The following is a 19,466-nucleotide window of genomic DNA, read 5'->3' as shown; positions in this document are numbered from 1 at the left end:
ACAGATTACCTTACGGCTTAAACGTTGCATTCGAAAGCGGCTGGTTTTCTCACTCATGACGTTCCTGGCCTCTGCCATAAATGCGTAGCAATTGAGTCAAGTGCCAACTTGTTATACATCTTTGAGGTTTCAATGCTGTCGCGAAACTTCTCCCCTCGAAGTTTATTATCTTTAAATTAATTAAAAACAAACACTTATTTGTTATTATCTACGGGCTCATCTCTATACCCACAGTGAAACTGTCATTATTGTGAGTCGGATCGCAAACAATTATCCCGATCGCCTAAATTGGTATGATAACTTTGAGTCAAAGCCACTTGGCCACAAAGAGGAAGCAGGTATGTCGCGTTTTATGAGTGAGGATTTTCTACTCGACACCGAGTTCGCCCGTCGTCTGTACCATGACTACGCTAAAGATCAGCCGATTTTCGACTATCACTGTCACTTGCCGCCGCAGCAGATTGCCGACAACTACCGCTTCACCAACCTCTATGACATCTGGCTGAAAGGCGATCACTACAAATGGCGAGCAATGCGCGCCAACGGCGTGCCGGAGACGTTGTGCACCGGTGATGCCAGCGATCGTGAGAAATTCAATGCCTGGGCGCGCACCGTGCCGCATACCATCGGCAATCCGCTTTATCACTGGACGCACCTTGAACTACGTCGACCTTTCGGTATCACTGACGTGCTGCTGAATGAACAGAGCGCCGATGTCATTTGGCAGCAGTGTAACGAACTGCTGGCGCAGGATGCATTTAGCGCACGCGGCATCATGCAGCAGATGAATGTGAAGATGGTCGGTACCACCGACGATCCGCTCGATGACCTGCAGCACCACCGCAAGCTGGCGCAGGACAGCAGTTTTGGCGTCAAAGTGCTGCCGAGCTGGCGTCCGGACAAAGCCTTTAATATTGAGCTGGAGAGTTTCCTGCCGTGGATTCAGCGCCTGGAGCAGGTGGCGGATGTCAGCGTACAGCGCTTTGACGATCTGCGCCGTGCCTTGAGCCAGCGACTCGATCACTTCGCCGCGCACGGCTGCAAAATCTCCGATCACGCGCTGGATGTGGTGGTGTTTGCGGAAGCTGATGAAGCCACGTTGGATGCCATTTTGGCGCGTCGTCTGCAAGGCGCGGCACCTTCCACAGAAGAGACGGCACAATTTAAAAGTGCGGTACTAGTGTGGCTGGGTAGCGAATATGCGCGCCGCGGCTGGGCGCAGCAGTATCACATTGGCGCGCTGCGTAACGCCAATCGCCGCCAGTTCGATATCCTCGGCCCGGATGTGGGCTTCGATTCGATCAACGATGCGCCGCTGGCGATTCCGCTGGCGCGCTTGCTGGATGCGCAAAACCGCAATAATGCGCTGCCAAAAACCATCCTCTACTGCGTCAACCCGCGCGATAACGAAGTGCTGGCCACCATGGCGGGCAATTTCCAGGGTGAAGGCGAACCGGGCAAGATGCAGTTTGGTTCGGCGTGGTGGTTCAACGATCAGCTCGACGGCATGCAGCGCCAAATGACCCAGCTGGCGCAAATCGGCCTGCTGAGCCGCTTTGTCGGCATGCTCACCGACAGCCGCAGTTTCCTCTCCTACACGCGCCACGAATATTTCCGTCGCCTGCTATGCCAGATGATCGGCAACTGGGTAGAACGTGGCGAAGCGCCGGCCGATGAGGCGTTGTTAGGGCAGATGGTGCAGAACATCAGTTTTAACAATGCGCGCGATTACTTCGGCATTGAGCTGGGAGCCTGATGATGCAGCGACTCAACCGCCAGAATTTCCCCGGAGCGCACTATAGCGAGCGCGTCATCCAGTTCGGTGAAGGCAACTTCCTGCGTGCCTTTATCGATTGGCAACTCGACTGGCTTAATCAGCATCAAAACACCGACGCGGGCGTAGTCGTGGTGCGGCCGCGCAACCGCGTAGTGGAAGAGACGCTAAATCAGCAAGAGGGTCTATACACCACGCTGATTCGCGGACTAAACGCCGCGGGTGAGCAGGTGAGTGAAACCCGGCTGATTCGTAGCGTGAATCGTGAAATTCAGCCGTATCAACAATTTGAAGATTTTCTTGCGTTGGCGCGTGCGCCGCAGATGCGCTTTGTGTTCTCCAATACCACCGAAGCCGGCATTGTTTTTGTCGCAGAGGATCGGCTGGACGATGCGCCAGCGTCCTCGTTTCCCGGCAAGCTGACGCAGTTGTTGTGGGCGCGCTTTAACCACTTTGCTGCGGCCAGCGATAAAGGTTGGCTCATCGTGCCTTGCGAACTGATCGATTATAACGGCGACACGCTGCGCGAGTTGGTAATGCGCTACATCAAGCATTGGCAGCTGCCGCCGGAGTTTGCGCGCTGGCTGCAGGATCACTGTGCTTTCTACAACACGCTGGTGGATCGCATTGTCACCGGCTATCCGGCCGACAGCGCGGCAATTGAGGCGCAGTTGGGCTATCAGGATCGCTATCTGGTGGCGGGCGAAGTCTATTACCAGTTTGTGATTCAGGGGCCGGATGCATTGGCTCAGGAGCTGAAGCTTGACACGCTGGCGCCGGAAGTGAAGCTGGTGGATGACATCACGCCGTACAAAGCGCAGAAAGTGGCGATTCTTAACGGTGCACACACCGCGCTGGTGCCGGTAGCGTTTCAGGCGGGAGTGGAGAGCGTCGGAGAAGCGATGGACGACGCGCAAATTGCCGGCTTTGTTGATGCCCTGCTGCGCGAGGAAGTGATCCCGACGCTGGATCTGCCGCGCGATGAGCTGCACGCCTTCGCCGACGCGGTGCAGCGCCGTTTCCGCAATCCCTTTATTCGCCATGCGCTGCTTTCGATTGCCCTAAACGGCATGACCAAATTCCGTACCCGTTTACTGCCACAGCTACTGCTGGCGCAGCAGCAAAACGGGCAATGGCCTGCACGTCTGACCTTCGCCTTTGCCGCGCTGCTGGCATTTTATCGCGGTGAAGAGGGTGAGCGTCGCTGGCCGCTGCAGGACGACGAACACTGGCTGCAGCGTTTTGCTGAGCTATGGCCAGCGGTACATAACGATAAACAGACCCCGGAACAGTTGGTGCGCGCGGTACTCAGCGATGCCAACCACTGGGGCGAAGATCTAACTCAGCGGCCAGGATTAGTGGCTGCGGTAAGCCAACACCTGCAAAACATCATCGTCCACGGGATGCGGACGGCGCTGACCCAACTGAGATAACGCTATGCAAGATGCCATTAGAATTCATTCACGCGATAACGTTGCTGTAGCGTTGCGCGATTTGCCCGCCAATACCCAGGTCGAGATTAATCAACAAGCGATTACCTTGCAGCAGGAGGTCGGACGCGGTCACAAGTTTGCCCTGCAGCCTTTAGCCGCCGGTGAACTGGTGATCAAGTACGGCTTGCCGATCGCCCATGCTACTCAGCCGATCGCTGCGGGTGAAATCATTCACTCCAGCAATGCACGCACCAATCTGAGCGACGTGGACGAGTATGACTATCAGCCCGATTTTCTCGCGCTGCCGCCACAGGCCGGTGACCGCGACGTGCAGATCTATCGTCGTGCCAGCGGTGAAGTGGGCATCCGCAATGAGCTGTGGATCCTGCCCACCGTGGGATGCGTAAACGGTATTGCGCGGCAGATCCTGACACGCTTTATGAAAGAGACCCATGACGCTGAAGGTATTGATGGCGTGCACCTGTTTAGTCATCCGTTTGGCTGCTCGCAGCTCGGACAGGATCACGAGAACACCCGGACCATGCTGCAAAATATGGTGCGGCACCCCAATGCTGGCGCTGTGCTGGTGATTGGCCTGGGCTGCGAGAACAATCAGGTCGATGTGTTCCGCGAAACGCTCGGTGGCTTTGATAGCGATCGCGTGCAGTTTATGGAGTGCCAGAAGCAGGATGATGAAGTCGAAGCGGGGCTGGAACGCCTGCATGCGCTTTATCAGGCAATGCGCGCGGACAAGCGTCAGCCGGGCAAACTTAGCGAGCTGAAGTTTGGTCTGGAATGCGGCGGCTCAGACGGCTTTTCCGGCATCACCGCCAATCCCATGCTCGGCTGTTTCTCTGACCAGATGATTGCTAACGGTGGTACCACGGTGCTGACCGAAGTGCCGGAGATGTTTGGTGCCGAGCGTATTCTGATGAGTCGTTGTCGCGATGAAGCCACTTTCAGCAAAACCGTGGCGATGATTAACGACTTCAAACGCTACTTTATTGATCATCAGCAGCCCATCTACGAGAATCCATCGCCGGGCAACAAAGCAGGCGGCATCACCACGCTGGAAGAGAAGTCGCTTGGCTGTACGCAAAAGGCCGGACAAAGCCAGGTGGTGGATGTGCTGAAGTACGGTGAGCGCTTACACACGCCGGGACTCAATCTGTTGAGCGCGCCGGGTAATGATGCGGTAGCCACCAGCGCGCTGGCAGGCGCGGGCTGTCATATGGTGCTGTTTACTACCGGACGCGGCACGCCGTACGGCGGTTTTGTACCAACGGTGAAGATCGCCACCAATACGCAGTTGGCCGAGAAAAAACCGCACTGGATCGATTTTAATGCCGGGCGCCTGATTGAAGGCATGAGTATGGAGGCGATGCTGGCGGATTTCATCGATATGATTGTAGCGATTGCCAATGGCCAACCGGCGCGCAATGAAACCAACGATTTCCGCGAGTTAGCCATCTTCAAAAGCGGTGTGACTTTGTAAGATACCGTCTTGCCAGTTACCTGGCAAGACATATTTTGGTATCGAACGGACGGCCTGATTTCAGCACACCATAAGCCAGCTGGAGCAGCTTCTTCATCGCCGCGCATACCACGACTTTTCCCGTTTTCCTGCCCGCATCCAGACGGTTCTTCAGCGAGATGACCGCCGGATTCCACTTCATTGCCACTATCGCTGGCATGTACAACGCCTTACGCATCGCGCTGTTCCCCATCTTCGATATCCGGCTTTTGCCTTTCCACTCGCCGGACTCCTGCCGCATCGGGTTCAGACCCACCCACGCCACAAGCGCCTTGCTGTTTCTGAACCTCGACATATCGCCCATATACGCCAGCATCGTGCTGCTCAGCACGCCCGCGATACCCGGGATAGATTCAAGCAGCTCTTTGTTCTTTTTAAGGTCCGGGTCATTATTGATATGGTCGTTTATTGCCCGCTTTGTTTCGTCTATCTGCGCATCCAGCGCCGCAATGACCACGCGGATTGAGGGCTGCACTACCGCATCCGATATCTCCAGACGGTTCTCTTCCATCTGCCGCATTTCCTGAAGGTTCGTCAGGCGCTTCACCAGCGCTTTCAGCCTGCGCTCATTGAGTGGTGCCGGCTGCCACAGCGAGGGGCCGTGCATTTTGCAGTAGCGCGCTATCATGCGCGCGTCGTCCTTATCCGTCTTATTACGGTTCAGTTCGGCCTGGCCAAAGCGCTTAATGCGCGCCGGATTTTCCACGCTGACGTCATAGCCCTCATCGTGCAGGAAGGTGGCCAGTGGCTCGCTGTACGCGCCGGTGGCCTCCATGCAGATATGGCAGCAGCCGAACGGCTCCCGCCATTTCTTCAGGGCGCTTAAGCCTTTAGGCGTGTTGGGGGCGACTTTGGTTTTGTAAGACGTCTCGCCTTTCCAGACGGCCACATCAAACTTTTTTGAAGCAATATCAATACCGACGGGCATACGTGTTTGCATAGATTCTCCTTAACAGCATCAGGGAAACCGCCATGACCATCCTTATGGATGCGTGCTCGAAGCACAGGATACCGTCCGGTCTTGAAGGCGGGAGTTAAGTTGCCGGGGATGAATCTACTAAGCAGGCTTTGTGCCCAGGGGTCGCCCCCATCTCACCAGCAACTTCCCGATGATCAGTCGGGGATCATAGCACCCGGAGGAGAATGATCGAGATATAAGGGTCGCCATTCATGGCGACCAGGTAGCCCTAAATCTTCAGCCAGCAAAATTTCAAACCAGAAACGGTAATGACAGGCGATGGTGTTGGGCGCTATCCGCAGCGCCGAGCGCAGAGTGACGGCCAGGATGAGCCGACAGGACGTCGGCGAAAGCGCGGCATGAGCCAGGGATGGCGAATCCGCGCGGTCCGTCAGGCCGGAGTGATAAGCGAGGGAACAGCGAGGACGGCGCAGGCGCGGATTGCTAAGGTCCGCGCCTTCGGACCTTAGCCCGGCCGCCGGCTTTACACATTCTGAAACTGCCATATGCTTAGCGGGCGGAACCCCCGCGGAGCCAGTGCGCTGCTTAACTGACGAGCATTACGCCATTGATGGCGATCTATCACACACTATTCCGATTCTGAAACCGTACGACGCGGCGCGCGCTCGGCTTCGGCCTGGCAAACTGCCGCGGTAAACAGAATATCCGTCGAGGAGTTGAGTGCGGTCTCGGCTGAATCCTGCAGTACGCCAATAATGAAGCCCACTGCCACCACCTGCATCGCCAAATCGTTCGGAATGCCAAACATATTGCAGGCCACCGGAATCAGCAGCAGTGAGCCGCCGGCCACACCGGATGCGCCACAGGCACACAGCGACGCCACCAGACTCAACAGAATCGCGGTTGGTACATCCACCGAGATGCCCAGCGTGTGTACCGCGGCCAGCGTCAACACAGTTATGGTGATCGATGCGCCCGCCATGCTGATGGTGGCACCGAGCGGAATCGACACGGAATAGGTGTCTTCATCCAGATTAAGACGCTTAGCCAGCGCCATATTCACCGGAATATTGGCCGCCGAGCTGCGAGTGAAGAAGGCGGTCACGCCGCTTTCACGCAGGCAGGTAAACACCAGCGGATAGGGATTACGGCGAATCTTCTGGAACACCAGCATCGGGTTGATCACCAGCGCCATAATCAGCATGCAGCCGAGCAGCAGCGCCAGCAGATTGGCGTATTCCCAGATGGCGTCAAAACCGGTCGAGGCGAGGATGGAGGCTACCAGGCCAAAAATCCCCAGCGGCGCACAGCGAATCACACAGCGCACCACCCAGGTGGCGGCATTGGACGCATCGTTGAGGAACGCTTTGCTGCTTGGGCTGGCATGACGAAACGCCAGACCTAAGCCCAGCGCCCAGACCAGAATGCCGATGTAGTTGGCGTTCATCAGTGCGTCAATCGGATTGGAAACCATGCTGATCAGCAGGCCGTGCAGCACTTCGCTAATGCCCGACGGTGGGGTGATTTGCGTGGCACCGACGTTCATCGACAGCGTCTGCGGGAACAGATGACTGAAGATCACCGCCACCACGGCAGCAAAGAAGGTGCTGAGCAGATACAGCATGATAATCGGGCGGATATTGGTTTTCTGTCCCTGCTGATGGTTGGCGATGGAAGAGATCACCAGCACCAGTACCAGCAGCGGCGCGACGGCTTTCAGCGCGCGCACGAACAGCTCACCCAGCAAGCCAACGGCTAATGCGGCGTCGCGCGAGAACCACGCCAGCGCCACGCCAGCCACCAGGCCGATCATGATTTGTTTTACCAGGCTTCCTGCGAACAGCGCGCCCAGACGTCCAATAAAGTTGTTTTGCATATCACAGTCTTTTTATTCGCGGTCATGAGTGTTGTGCGCGGTTCTCCCGTGCGCAACGGTTTGCCCGGCGGAGTATAAGGAAAAGAGTTAGCGAGGAAAGAGATAATTCTGTGCATGCGCAGCAGATCGGTTTTTTGATCTGCTGATGATGGGAAGTGTGACAGATATATAAAAGGCGAAGGTTGCTACTGGCGAAACAAAGCAGGGGCGATTAGCGCCCCTGCAGAAGATTATGGTGAGATCTTCTTCTGGTCGTTTCTGTGGTTCACCCAGGCGTTGATCAGCAACGTACCGCCGAGAATCACGCCCACCACCGTCAGCGAGATGCCGACTGGAATGTGGTAGAACTCAACGATCAGCATCTTGATTCCGATAAACACCAACACAATCGCCAAACCGTATTTCAGCATGGAGAACCGTTCCGCCACGTTAGCCAGTAGGAAATACATGGCACGTAGACCGAGAATCGCGAACAGGTTTGAGGTCAGCACAATGAACGGATCGGTGGTCACCGCGAAGATAGCGGGGATACTGTCCACGGCGAAAATCACATCGCTCAGTTCGACCATGATCAGCACCAATAGCAGCGGCGTCGCGAACAGCACGCCGTTTTTGCGGGTGAAGAACTTCTCACCATCCAGGCTATCGGTCATACGCAGATGCTTACGCAGCCAGCGCACCACCGGCTTGTCGCCGACCGCGTTGTCATCTTCCTCTTTCGCCAGCGCCATTTTGAGGCCGGTGAACAACAGGAAGGCGCCGAATACGTAAAGAATCCAGCTGAACTGGGTAACCAAATAGCTACCGGCGAAGATCATGATGGTACGCAGTACAATCGCGCCTAATACGCCATAAATCAGTACACGACGTTGCAGATTGGCTGGCACAGCGAAGTAGCTAAACAGCATTAGCCAGACAAAGACGTTATCGACCGCCAGCGCTTTTTCTAACACGTAGCCGGTGAGGAAAGCGAGGGTTTGCGCGGTAGCGACTTCGCGTCCGGCGGTACCGTCGAGATACCACCAGAACGCAGCGCTAAACAGCAGCGAAACGGAGACCCAAACCAGTGACCATATCGCTGCTTGTTTAAATGACATAGTTTGTGCGCCGCGTCGGCCCTGTAACAGCAGGTCGATCGCTAGCATGATGAGCACTACAACAGCAAAGCTGCCCCAAAGTAACGGTGTGCCTACAGAGTGCATAGTCATATCCTTTTCTGAACATAAAAAAAGCGGCTGAAGTCAGAAGACGTCAGCCGCTTTGATGGTGCTGCAAGCAAACCTCGCCTTCCGGCAAGGTCTCACTTACAACTCAGAATAGATTCCGGGTTGCCTGACGACCGGATGCGTGTTGCGCATCGTAATGACGATCAATCAGCGTTGAAGTTACTCCCCTTTGCAGCGCTCAACATACGGAGTTCAATAATCGCTTTCAAGAGGGCGCCAGAAATGTTTTGCAATATTTACACTTCAGCCCGATCGGCCGGGAAAACCACGCCCGTCTGGCGGCGAATTTCCGTGAGCAGTTGCGCCGTAATGCGCGAGGTTTCTAACGCGGCATGCTCAACTTCACCGGCTTCAACCAGTTTGGCAAAGGTTTCTGCTTCATACAGCATGGTATTAATATGCTGCGGCTGCGTCAGGTTTTGGCTCTCGCCGCCGCGCGGGATAAAGCGCAGCTGCTGGCATTCGGAGATCTTTTCGATCACCAGCGATCCCGCTTCCCCTTGAATCTCACTGGGGATCAGTGAATCGCTAACTTTGGAGTGCAGCAAGGTGACATCAAAATCGCCGTAGCCCAGTACCACCACGCCATGCGCATCCACGCCGCTTTCCAGCAAAGAGGCTTGCGCTTTGACCTGCTGCGGCGCGCCCCACAGCGTGACGGCGGCTGCGAGGCAGTAGAAGCCAATATCCATTATGGAACCGTTCGACCAGCGTGGATTAAAGGTATTCGGGTTTTCACCATCCAGATAGCGCTGATAGCGCGACGAATACTGGCAATAGTTGATCAAGGCTTTGCGCAGTTTGCCCAGCTGCGGCAAGGTTTTTTGTAGCTGCAGGAACGTCGGCAGGCTGGCGGTTTTGAAGGCTTCGAACAACACCACCTGATGCTTACGGGCACAGGCAATCATCGCCTCCGCTTCGCGCAGATTAGAGGCCATTGGCTTCTCGCAAATCACATGCTTACCGTGCGACATAAACAGCATCGCTTGCTCGCTGTGCAACGCATTTGGGCTGGCGATATACACCGCATCGATTGCGCTGCTGGTGGCGAGTTCATCCAGCGAGGTGAACGTCAACTTGCAGGGATAATCCACCACAAAAGCGTCGGCTTGCTGCTGATGACGAGAATAAATGCCGCTCAGCTTCATCTTGCCGGTTTCATGTGCGGCGTCGATAAACTGGCGGGTGATCCAGTTGGTTCCCACGATGGCGAAACGAATCACGTGCTGCTCTCCTGCTAAAGTAAAACGGCAGAGTAGCATGTTGATTGCAGCGGAAGTCAGGTGAAATTTGATCCTGGGATCCGCATTCCAATATGATGATGCCGCACAACTTTTTAACCGACTAAGCGGGGACGCGCGGGTGAGTGGAAGTAAACATGCTCTGAACTGGACCACATTACTGATCGCTATTCCCGTAGGATTGGTGGCCTCGCTGGTCACGCTGGCGTTTCGCTTTGTCATTGAGTTGATCAACCACCTGCTGTTCAACAGTGATAATGAAATCACCGTGGCGATGCATGTCTGGCCGTGGATCTTCTGGCCGCTGCTGGTGGGTGCCGGTGGCGTAGTGGCTGGCTGGTTCCTGCGTTACGCGGTGGCAATTGAAAAACAGGAAACGGTGCAAACCGATTATCTGGAAGTGATCAACGCGCGGCTCGATGCGGTACCAACCAAAACCTCCTTGTTCCGCGCGCTGTCATCGATTGCCAGTATCGGCAGCGGCGCGTCGATTGGTAAAGAGGGGCCGATGGTGCAGCTTTCGGCGCTGAGCGGCAGTTTGATCGGGCGCTGGTTGCCCGCGTCGTTGAATCTGCGTAACAGCGATATCGTGGCGATGGCTGCCGCAGCGGGGCTCTCTTCGGTGTATCACGCCCCGCTGGCGTCAGCGATTTTTGTCGCGGAAATCGCTTTTGGCATTTCAGCGCTGCAACGGCTGATCCCGCTGATCGTTGCGTCGGCGGTGGCGGTGATGACGATGTGGTCGCTGGGCTTTCGCAGCGCGCTTTATCCGCTATCTGAAGCACTGTTCCAGATGGATATCAGCAGTTTAGTGATGACGCTGTTGATTGGTTTTGTCGCCGGAATTGCCGGCTGGTTGCTGATCAAACTGATTGCGCGCAGTAAGGCGATGTTCGGTCGCGTGCGTTCGCTGCCGCTGCGCCTGGGCGCCGGTGGTTTAATGGTCGGCTTTTTGGCGCTGATCTCCACCGATATTCTGGGTAACGGTTATGAAGTGATCGTCAAAATCATTGATGGCCAGTATGTCTTGCTGGGGCTGCTGGGATTACTGGTTTTGAAGACGCTGGCCACCACGTTGTCGGTGGGCTCCAATGCAGTCGGCGGGCTGTTTACCCCTTCATTACTCATCGGCGCGCTGCTGGGCGTGGCGCTGGCTCAAATTGGCGTGATGCTGCATCTACCGGTGGGCGATACCTTACTGTATGCGGCCATCGGCATGGCGGCGGTGCTGGCGGCGGTTAGCCAGGCGCCGTTAATGGCGATGCTGATGGTGCTAGAGATGACGCTAAACAGTAGCCTGCTGTTCCCGATCATGATCGCGTCAGTGCTGGCATCAATGGTGGTATATCGCCTGCAGTCCTCCAGCACTTATCCGGTGGTGAGCGCGCATTTCAGCCGCTCAGAAGCTAAGTATGATTTCGATAATATGCGCGTTGACCAGCTGATCATTCCTGGTGCGGCGCTGCAGCCGGAAGAGTCGGTTGGACAGGCGCTGGCGGTCAGTTCACTCAAGCGCGAACGTTATGTTTATGTGATTAACAGCGAAGGGCAGTTTCTCGGCGTAGTGTCGATTCACGATATTTCACGCAAGGTGCTGTCGCAGGAGATCACCCTGCATTCGCCAGTGAGTAACGTGATGGACAATAACTTCCCCTGCATTTATCAGAATCAAAGCATGCGTGAAGGTTGGGAAGCCTTTGCGCGCGTAACGCTGGAGCGTTTACCGGTGCTAAATAATCCGCAAGAACGCCGCTTTATGGGCGCATTGACGAAAACCAGTCTGATTCAAAAAGCGCAGGAGTTTCTCTAAGCCGCGTTGCCGCGCATCGCCTGGTCGGTCATCCATAAGCGGGCGTCGAATTCGAGCTGGTGAAAAATATTCAATAATTAATATATTGAGGCTTTAGAGTTGATGCCTCTAGGGTGCAATCTTGATAGATTGATTTAATAAGTTAATTATTTTTTTAGTTTGTCAATTTTCAGTCTTGATTTTTTATATTTTTATAAGTAAAAATATAGCTTCATAGGAAGTTAATAAATGATTTTTTAAATTCAAGCCATATTAATAAAAATGGAGAATGACTTGTATACTTTTAGGAATACAGAAAGGAATAATAAAAAGGCATCTGAATTTGAGACAAAATCTTTGCTTTATTTACTTTCAATGAGAGTAGATAGCGAAGATATTGAAACTATTGCCGTTGATTGTTTCAATGATGTTACTGGAGGATGTAGTCAATTTGAAAAGTTATGGGATATCCAAAGTAAAAATCATAGCAAACTTAATCCTGCAAAGATCGGTGAAAGCTTGCTAACCTTATATTATAACTATCTATCAGATATTGACTTTTATGAGCTTATACTTTTCACACCACACATGAAAAGAGATTATCTTATTGATAAAAGTCTTACAACATATAATGTCTCAAATTTTACTGATAAAGCTCAGAAAGGTATAAGAACAAAGCTTTTAGAGAAGATAAATGGGAATAAATCTGGAAGCGTACCTCCTTTATTTAATGATTTTATGAGTGTGGTTTGCTTTGTCGAAGATAAATTTGAATGTGTAGAATATGTGAAAAGAGTCTCAAAATTCAAAAATCATAGCAGTGTTTCTGCAAAACTATATGAAAGTATGTTTAATGAAATAAGAGATAAACAGTCTGTTCTGAAAAACTCTTATATAGAAAACAAAACAGTTTTTAAATCACATGAAGTTTTAAATTTCAATCGTCACATTACAAAGCTTGACATCCACACGTTAATAATTAGTAGATTGATTGGAGTTGATGTCTTCAAGAACAAAATGATTCCAATCCCTTTTTTTCAGTTAATTTCTGGGCTGGACGAAGAAGGAATAAATGACCTTATACTTGAGTGTAATTCAAACTTGAGTAGATGCTTTTTTGATAAGAATGGATGTGGCGATTTTTGGAGTGTGTCAGAGTTTATAGTGAACGAGGTTAGAAATGGGAGAAGGAACTTAGAAGGTATATATTTCACTTTGAATTCAAAATTTAGATACAAAAAGAGTTACTTAAATGAGTCTACCGTGAAATATTTAATTTCGCTTATTATTACAGGATTTAGTGATGAAAGTTAGAAAAGTAGCATTCGGAGATAGTCATGAGGCATATGTTGAGGATAGATTCACTGATGGTGTTAATGTGGTTTTTAGTAATGATAATAACAAAGGAAAAACAATTCTATTTCAAGGGTTAATGTTTTCATTAGGTTATGGATCTATATTTCCAAGTTCTTTTAATCAAAAAAATAAATACTTTTATTCATGCATCGAGAATGACGAGCGTGAAATTGAATTTTTGAGAAAAAATAACACAATAGTAGTTAAAATGGAATCAGGTTTGCGAGTTTTCAATTCCATAAATGATTTTAAGTATTTCTTTGATGAAAATATATTTCCGCTACCTAAAATATATAAAGATGGAAGATTCAGAACAATTGATCTTAACCTATTGTATGAGGTTTTTTTCATTGGGCAAGATCATCGTACACCGTCAAATTTAATAGTTAAAGGTGCTTTCAATAAGGTAGACTTTAAGAATATGGTCTTCGCAATGGCTGGCATTTCAGACCTAGATAATAATGATCAAGACCATAAGGATTTAAAGGAGGAAATATCATATTTAAAGATGGATTTAAAATCTATTAAAAAGAAAATCAAGGTAATAAAAGAAAACTATCAAGTAGCTGAGTACGTCTCAAAAGCGCATGATGAAGAGTATGTTAAAAATAGTATTGAAAAGATAAATCCACTATACGCTACGATATCAGAGTTAAGGAAAAATAGAGAGCGTGAGATAAATAGGAGAATTAAACTGGAGCATCTTATTTCTGAGCTTAATTCTCTAAATAGAGAACTAAGTGAAGGAGAGGTTAAATGTGGTGATTGTGGTAGTTCAAAAATAATTTACTCTAATGGTGATATTTCTTTTAACGTCAGTGATATAAATATTAGAGCTGATATTCTGAATTCAATTCGAAAGCAGATTGATCAAAAACAAGAAGCCATTGAGGATCTCAGTGTTGCTATTAATGATTTTCAAGGTAGATTAAGTGTAGAGATCGGAAACTCTGAACCTAGTTTAGTAAACGTTTTAGTCTGGCGGGAGTGTATAGTTGAAGGAATAGATTATGACAATAAAGCTCATGCGATAAATGCTGAAATTAATATTCTAAACGAAAAGCTTGGGTTGATGGAAGTAACTTCAAAAACATTATCTTTTGAAAGAGATGAGTTGAATTTTCAGATATTGAAAGCGATGAATTTTCTTATTAATAAGATTGATCCTAACAGCACAATTGTTTTTGACGATCTCTTTACTAAAAGAGATATGACTTTTTCAGGGAGTGAGGAGCAAGAATTTTACTTTTGTAAGGTATATGCTCTTAATCAAGTGTTGAAACATAAGTTCCCAATTATTATAGACTCATTCCGAGATGGTGAAATTTCAACGGAAAAAGAAAAAATAATATTGAATTTATTTAAGAAACTTAACAAGCAAATAATCCTCAGTGCAACTTTAAAAGATGAGGAGTACGAGGCTAATAAGTATCACGAAGATGGTATGATTAACTCATTAGATTATAGTTATCATCGTGATAGCAAAATATTGTCAACAAAATATTCTGAAGAATTCAAAAAGATAATTGATAGTTTTGGTGTAGATGTTTAATTTTTTAGAATGGCTATTAAAGAAATCATCATAACTATCAGAATTAATTGATGATTTCTTTTCAAATTAAGCCGCGTTGCCGCGCATCGCCTGGTCGGTCATCCATAAGCGGGCGTCGAATTCGAGCTGGTGATAGTCCGGTTCCATGTGGCAGCAGAGTTGATAGAAGGCTTTGTCGTGCTCTTTTTCTTTAAGATGCGCCAGCTCGTGCACCACGATCATGCGTAAAAACGCTTCCGGTGCCAGGCGGAAGAAAGTGGAAATGCGGATCTCCGCTTTGGCTTTCAAATTGCCGCCCTGTACGCGCGAAATGGCGGTATGTAACCCCAGCGCGTGCTTCATCACCTTGATCTTATTGTCCCAAATCACCTTGCTCACCGGCGGCGCGCTGCGCATATAGCGGTTTTTCAGCGCCTGCGTGTAATCATAAAGCGCCCGGTCGCTGACGATATTATGCGTATCGGGATAGCGTTGCTGGAGAAAGGAGCCTAAACGCTCATGTTCAATGAGCGTCTGCACCTGTTCAAGGATGTTTTCAGGGTAACCCTGCAGATAGATTAATGACATTGGGATTCCCGACGAAAGACAGTATACTGCGCCCCCTTTTTAGGGCGAAAATCGCGCAAAGTGTACCACGCCGGAGATTCCATGAGCCAACTTGAACTGACCAATCGCACGCTGACGCTGCACCGCTTCCCGCCTATGCGCGAGGAGAGCCCGCTACAGGCGTGGGATTCCGCCGATGAGTACCTGTTGCAGCAAGAGCTGCCCGAGGGACCGGTGTTGGTGTTCAACGACAGCTTTGGTGCCCTGACCTGCGGATTAGGCGCGCGCCCGGTGTGGCACGTGAGTGACTCTTTACTGAGTGAACAAGCGGCGAAACAGAACCTGCGCCTCAACGAGATGGATGAGGATCAGGTGCACTTTATCGATAGCCTGGCGCCGCTGCCCGCTGCGCCAGCCGTGGTGATGATCAAAATCCCTAAAGCGCTGGCGCTGCTTGAGCATCAGCTGCGCGCGCTGCGCGAGGTGGTGACGCCGGACACGCTGATTTTGGCGGCGGCGAAAGCCAAAGATATTCACAACTCCACGCTGCAACTGTTTGAGCGCATTCTGGGTGAGAGCAAAACCTCGCTGGCATGGAAAAAAGCCCGTCTGATTTATAGCCGCTATAGCGCACCAACGTTAGCCGATCAGCCTGCGACCACCGTGTGGCCGCTCGATGATTCTGCGTATCAGATCCATAACCACGCCAACGTCTTCTCCCGCGCCTCGCTGGATGTCGGCGCACGTTTCTTTATGCAGCATCTGCCTTTTGACATTGAAGGTGAGATTCTCGATTTGGGCTGTGGCAATGGCGTGATTGGCTTGCTGGCGCTGGAACAGAACCCGGCTGCGGATGTGCTGTTTTATGACGAATCTTACATGGCGGTGGCATCAAGCAAGCTGAATGTGGAAGTGAACCGCCCGCAGGATATGGCGCGTTGCCAGTTCCGCGTTAACAACGTGTTGAGCGGCTTCCCGTCGGATCGCCTGCATGCGGTACTGTGTAATCCACCGTTCCATCAGCAGCACGCGGTGACCGATCATCTGGCGTGGCAAATGCTGCGTGATGCGAAACGCTGCCTGCAGTATGGCGGCGAGTTGCGCATCGTTGGCAACCGCCACCTCGGTTATCACGTCAAAATGAAAAAGCTGTTTGGCAACTGCGAGCTAGTGGCGTCCAATGCCAAGTTTGTCGTGTTGCGCTCGGTCAAACTGCGTTAATCAGACACTTAGCGCCAGTTCGGTCGCCTGAGCAATGGCGCGGCGAGCATCCAGCTCCTGCGCCACGTCTGCACCACCAATCACCCGCACCGCTTTACCCCGCGCGCTGAGCTCGTCCGCCAGCTGACGCAGCGGCTCCTGACCGGCACAAATCACCACATTATCTACCGCCAACGTCTTATCTTCGCCCTGATGACGCAGATGTAGCCCAGCATCATCAATCTTCAAATATTCGACATCACCCCACATCTTTACGCCGTGTGCCTGCAAACTGGCGCGATGAATCCAGCCGGTGGTTTTCGCCAGCCCGGCGCCCGGCTTACCTGATTTGCGCTGCAGCAGCCAGATTTGTCGATCGGCCGGCTGCGGCTGCGGCGCAATCAAACCGCCACGCGCCTGTAAGCTTCGATCAATGCCCCAGCTTTGGTAGAAATCTTCATGACTGGTTTGATGCAGCAGGAACTCGGCAGTATCAAAACCAATGCCGCCCGCACCGATGATGGCCACACGTTTCCCCACCGGTTTTTTATCGCGTATGACGTCGAGATAACTCAGTACGCTAGGGTGGTCGATGCCGGGAATCGCCAGCTGGCGCGGGATGATGCCGGTAGCGATGATCACTTCATCCGAGGCTTCCAGCTCGCCAGCGGTCACCCGGTGTTGTGTGTTGATCGTTACGCCCGCGGCGGCGAGTTGATGGCGGAAATAACGCAGCGTTTCACTGAACTCTTCTTTGCCAGGGATTTGCCGAGCGATGTTAAATTGCCCGCCAATCTGCGCATCAGCTTCATACAGCGTAACCTGATGGCCGCGCTGTGCTGCCTGCAGGGCGAAGGCCATGCCGGCAGGGCCGGCGCCTACCACCGCCAGTTTTTTCGGGTGTTCAGTGTTGATCACCGGCATTAGCGTTTCGTGGCAGGCGCGCGGATTGACCAGGCATGAGGTCACTTTGCCGACAAAAATCTGATCCAGGCAGGCCTGATTACAGGCAATGCAGGTGTTGATGGCGTCCGGCTGACCGTTTTTTGCCTTGCTGACGAAAGCGGCATCGGCGAGAAATGGACGCGCCATCGACACCATATCGGCAATCCCGTCGCGTAACAGTTGTTCGGCAATATCAGGATGGTTGATGCGATTGGTGGCGATGACCGGCACCGAAACGCGCTCGCGTAAATGTTGCGTAACCCAGGCAAAACCGGCGCGAGGCACGCAGGTTGCGATGGTAGGAATACGCGCTTCATGCCAGCCAATGCCGCTGTTAAACAGCGTCACGCCACACTGTTCCAGCGCGTGTGCCAGCGCCAGTGTCTCTTCCAGCGAGCTGCCGTTATTCACCAGATCCAGCATCGATAAGCGGAAAATAATGATGAAGTCGCGGCCAACGGCATCGCGTACCGCCTGCGTGACGGCTAGTGCAAACCGCTGCCGGCGCACCACGTCGCCACCCCAATCATCATCACGTTGATTGGTATGCGCCACCAGAAATTGGTTAATCAGATAACCTTCCGAGCCCATAATCTCAACACCATCATAACCCGCCTGTTGTGCCAGCCTGGCGCAGCGAGCAAAGTCCTGAATGGTTTGCTGAATGTCAGCATCGCTGAGCGCTTGCGGTGTAAGGGGATTGATCGGTGCCTGCAACGCCGAAGGCGCAACCAGATCGCGCTGATAGCTGTAGCGCCCAGCATGCAGAATTTGCAGCGCAATTTTTCCGCCTGCCGCATGCACGGCACCCGTGATCTCACGGTGCCAGTCGCACTGATGCTCCTGGTTGAGTATCGCACCACCTTGCGCCACCACACCTTGCGGATTGGGGGCAATGCCACCCGTGACAATCAGCGCCACGCCTTCGCGTGCGCGCTCAGCGTAGAATGCCGCCAGACGCTCAGCGCCTGCTGCATGTTCCTCTAATCCAGTATGCATCGAGCCCATCAGGAAACGGTTTTTGAGTTGGGTAAAGCCCAAATCCAGCGGGGCAAACAGGTGGGCATAATGCTCAGACATGATCACATACTCAGAAAGTGGTCGGATGAGTGAACTCTAGCGGGATTTTAGCGGGAAGGAAATGTGAGGCGTTCAGCCTGTGAGAAGCATCAAAAAAAGCAGGGCGGTAAGTCGCAGACGAAAGTTTCGGACGCTTTCGCCAGGCACGGGAAGAAACCTACTCGCCCTGTAATAGCATGAAGATGGGGCTAATAAATTAGCTCTGTGGTTATGGATTTCAGTAGTACTCAATCTATTACACACTGTCCGGGGTAAGGACGAGGGATATCATGCCATGCCATCGTTCTTTAATTCCGCAAGACTGGTCTTGATTTTCTTTCAACATGCACCGTTGCGGCGTGCAAGCTCAATAATATCGAATAAATTTTTTGATTCGAGTTTTTGGAATATTTTTGTTTTATAGGTGCTGATGGTTTTATTATTCAACCCAAGTTCATAAGCGATGGTTTTATTTGATTTTCCTTGAGCGAGTTGGCGCAGGATTAAATTCTCACGATCTGTTAAGCGAGAAAGCATATCTTGCTCATTTACATAGCGCTGGCGTTTATCCAGAATGTCACCGGGCAGGTAATTTACATTATTCGAGACGCAGCCAATCGCAGCGATCAGGGTTTGAATGGGATCATAGGTTGAAACAAACCCATTTGCGTCCTGGCTAAGCGATTGTATTGAAAAGTGGTTGTTCCCACCCTGGCTTATCAATATGACTTTCATCCAGCTCTTCGATTTAACAATATCGCGTAAAAATGCGATGCCATTTTTTTCTTTGAATTCAGGATCTAATATCAATATGTCGATGTGCTGATGAATGATGTCATCAATGCCATCGTTAATTGTGTGCGCAGTAGTGACACAATTAAAGCCATTCATTAATAATAAAGCCTGCACGCCGGCGGCAACCAAACGATGCTCATCAATGATGAGGATTTTTGCATTAAACATATCTCTCCCTTTGACGCCATCGTAGTGATGACGCTGAAGATATTATGTCCGCC

14 protein-coding genes and 1 pseudogene are annotated in these 19,466 nt (G+C 51.4%); 7 read left to right on the top strand and 8 right to left on the bottom strand.

The genetic code is table 11. The features are described from left to right. Nucleotides 1-340 precede the first annotated feature (340 nt). Genes uxaC through WH298_RS07015 form a run of 3 tightly spaced genes read left to right on the top strand, consistent with a single transcriptional unit; the run spans nt 341 to nt 4,702 of the window. Nucleotides 341-1,756, top strand: a complete 1,416-nt coding sequence (uxaC, locus tag WH298_RS07025) for a glucuronate isomerase (RefSeq protein WP_180822551.1) — start codon at nt 341-343, stop codon at nt 1,754-1,756. Between the two features lie 2 nt (nt 1,757-1,758). After that, nucleotides 1,759-3,207, top strand: a complete 1,449-nt coding sequence (locus WH298_RS07020; protein WP_180823703.1) for a tagaturonate reductase — start codon at nt 1,759-1,761, stop codon at nt 3,205-3,207. Between the two features lie 4 nt (nt 3,208-3,211). Further along, entirely contained in the window at nt 3,212-4,702 is a 1,491-nt protein-coding gene (locus WH298_RS07015) for a UxaA family hydrolase (protein ID WP_180822550.1), read from the top strand. A 16-nt stretch (nt 4,703-4,718) separates the two neighbouring features. On the opposite strand, the gene WH298_RS07010 is transcribed toward WH298_RS07015, so the two are convergent. The 4 genes from WH298_RS07010 to WH298_RS06995 all read right to left on the bottom strand — a co-directional run bounded on the left by WH298_RS07010 (nt 4,719) and on the right by WH298_RS06995 (nt 9,985). Further along, a complete protein-coding gene (locus tag WH298_RS07010; RefSeq protein WP_180822549.1) occupies nt 4,719-5,681 on the bottom strand; it encodes an IS110 family RNA-guided transposase in 963 nt (320 codons plus the stop codon). Nucleotides 5,682-6,288: 607 nt separating this feature from the next. After that, complete coding sequence (sstT, locus tag WH298_RS07005; RefSeq protein WP_009127511.1) at nt 6,289-7,536, bottom strand: serine/threonine transporter SstT; 1,248 nt, start codon at nt 7,534-7,536, stop codon at nt 6,289-6,291. Nucleotides 7,537-7,766: 230 nt separating this feature from the next. Then, on the bottom strand, nt 7,767-8,738 hold the full coding sequence (locus WH298_RS07000) for a TerC family protein (protein WP_009127513.1): 972 nt from the start codon (nt 8,736-8,738) through the stop codon (nt 7,767-7,769). 260 nt (nt 8,739-8,998) lie between these two features. After that, a complete protein-coding gene (locus tag WH298_RS06995; protein WP_180822548.1) occupies nt 8,999-9,985 on the bottom strand; it encodes a Gfo/Idh/MocA family oxidoreductase in 987 nt (328 codons plus the stop codon). Between the two features lie 139 nt (nt 9,986-10,124). Here WH298_RS06995 and WH298_RS06990 point away from each other — a divergent pair, with 139 nt between their 5' ends. After that, on the top strand, nt 10,125-11,813 hold the full coding sequence (locus tag WH298_RS06990) for a chloride channel protein (RefSeq protein WP_180822547.1): 1,689 nt from the start codon (nt 10,125-10,127) through the stop codon (nt 11,811-11,813). Here WH298_RS06990 and WH298_RS06985 read toward each other — a convergent pair. Next, nucleotides 11,810-11,878 (bottom strand): annotated as a pseudogene (locus tag WH298_RS06985) (metal-dependent hydrolase); the annotation flags it as partial. The gene WH298_RS06990 and the pseudogene WH298_RS06985 sit on opposite strands and share 4 nt — an antisense overlap. Before the next feature lie 208 nt (nt 11,879-12,086). Here WH298_RS06985 and WH298_RS06980 point away from each other — a divergent pair. After that, on the top strand, nt 12,087-13,106 hold the full coding sequence (locus WH298_RS06980; RefSeq protein ID WP_180822546.1) for a hypothetical protein: 1,020 nt from the start codon (nt 12,087-12,089) through the stop codon (nt 13,104-13,106). Next, nucleotides 13,096-14,700 (top strand): hypothetical protein, encoded by a 1,605-nt coding sequence (locus tag WH298_RS06975; RefSeq protein WP_180822545.1) that lies wholly within the window; start codon nt 13,096-13,098, stop codon nt 14,698-14,700. Before WH298_RS06980 ends, WH298_RS06975 begins: the two co-directional genes overlap by 11 nt. 66 nt (nt 14,701-14,766) lie before the next feature. On the opposite strand, the gene WH298_RS06970 is transcribed toward WH298_RS06975, so the two are convergent. Then, nucleotides 14,767-15,267 carry a M48 metallopeptidase family protein gene (locus tag WH298_RS06970; RefSeq protein ID WP_008103482.1) on the bottom strand — a complete coding sequence of 167 codons (501 nt, stop codon included), beginning with the start codon at nt 15,265-15,267 and terminating at the stop codon, nt 14,767-14,769. Between the two features lie 81 nt (nt 15,268-15,348). On the opposite strand from WH298_RS06970, the gene rlmG reads away from it, so the two are divergent. Next, nucleotides 15,349-16,467: a 23S rRNA (guanine(1835)-N(2))-methyltransferase RlmG gene (rlmG, locus tag WH298_RS06965; protein WP_009127519.1), complete on the top strand. Its 1,119-nt coding sequence runs from the start codon at nt 15,349-15,351 to the stop codon at nt 16,465-16,467. On the opposite strand, the gene WH298_RS06960 is transcribed toward rlmG, so the two are convergent. Together WH298_RS06960 and WH298_RS06955 are read right to left on the bottom strand one after the other, a co-directional pair. Continuing rightward, nucleotides 16,468-18,471 (bottom strand): NADPH-dependent 2,4-dienoyl-CoA reductase, encoded by a 2,004-nt coding sequence (locus WH298_RS06960; protein ID WP_180822544.1) that lies wholly within the window; start codon nt 18,469-18,471, stop codon nt 16,468-16,470. A 318-nt stretch (nt 18,472-18,789) separates the two neighbouring features. Beyond that, nucleotides 18,790-19,413, bottom strand: a complete 624-nt coding sequence (locus WH298_RS06955) for a response regulator transcription factor (RefSeq protein WP_180822543.1) — start codon at nt 19,411-19,413, stop codon at nt 18,790-18,792. Nucleotides 19,414-19,466: the final 53 nt, after the last annotated feature.

This window comes from Pantoea nemavictus (assembly GCF_037479095.1).
GTDB lineage: Bacteria > Pseudomonadota > Gammaproteobacteria > Enterobacterales > Enterobacteriaceae > Pantoea > Pantoea nemavictus.
Note: the sequence above shows the minus strand (reverse complement) of the source record. Positions and strands in the feature narration are given on the sequence as shown.

Bases quoted from the DNA above. Each gene is read 5' to 3' on its own strand.
- WH298_RS06970 (WP_008103482.1), bottom strand. From the start codon at position 15,267: ATGTCATTAATCTATCTGCAGGGTTACCCTGAAAACATCCTTGAACAG.
- WH298_RS06960 (WP_180822544.1), bottom strand. From the start codon at position 18,471: ATGTCTGAGCATTATGCCCACCTGTTTGCCCCGCTGGATTTGGGCTTT.
- WH298_RS06975 (WP_180822545.1), top strand. From the start codon at position 13,096: ATGAAAGTTAGAAAAGTAGCATTCGGAGATAGTCATGAGGCATATGTT.
- WH298_RS07020 (WP_180823703.1), top strand. From the start codon at position 1,759: ATGCAGCGACTCAACCGCCAGAATTTCCCCGGAGCGCACTATAGCGAG.
- rlmG (WP_009127519.1), top strand. From the start codon at position 15,349: ATGAGCCAACTTGAACTGACCAATCGCACGCTGACGCTGCACCGCTTC.
- uxaC (WP_180822551.1), top strand. From the start codon at position 341: ATGTCGCGTTTTATGAGTGAGGATTTTCTACTCGACACCGAGTTCGCC.
- WH298_RS07015 (WP_180822550.1), top strand. From the start codon at position 3,212: ATGCAAGATGCCATTAGAATTCATTCACGCGATAACGTTGCTGTAGCG.
- sstT (WP_009127511.1), bottom strand. From the start codon at position 7,536: ATGCAAAACAACTTTATTGGACGTCTGGGCGCGCTGTTCGCAGGAAGC.
- WH298_RS07000 (WP_009127513.1), bottom strand. From the start codon at position 8,738: ATGCACTCTGTAGGCACACCGTTACTTTGGGGCAGCTTTGCTGTTGTA.
- WH298_RS06955 (WP_180822543.1), bottom strand. From the start codon at position 19,413: ATGTTTAATGCAAAAATCCTCATCATTGATGAGCATCGTTTGGTTGCC.
- WH298_RS07010 (WP_180822549.1), bottom strand. From the start codon at position 5,681: ATGCAAACACGTATGCCCGTCGGTATTGATATTGCTTCAAAAAAGTTT.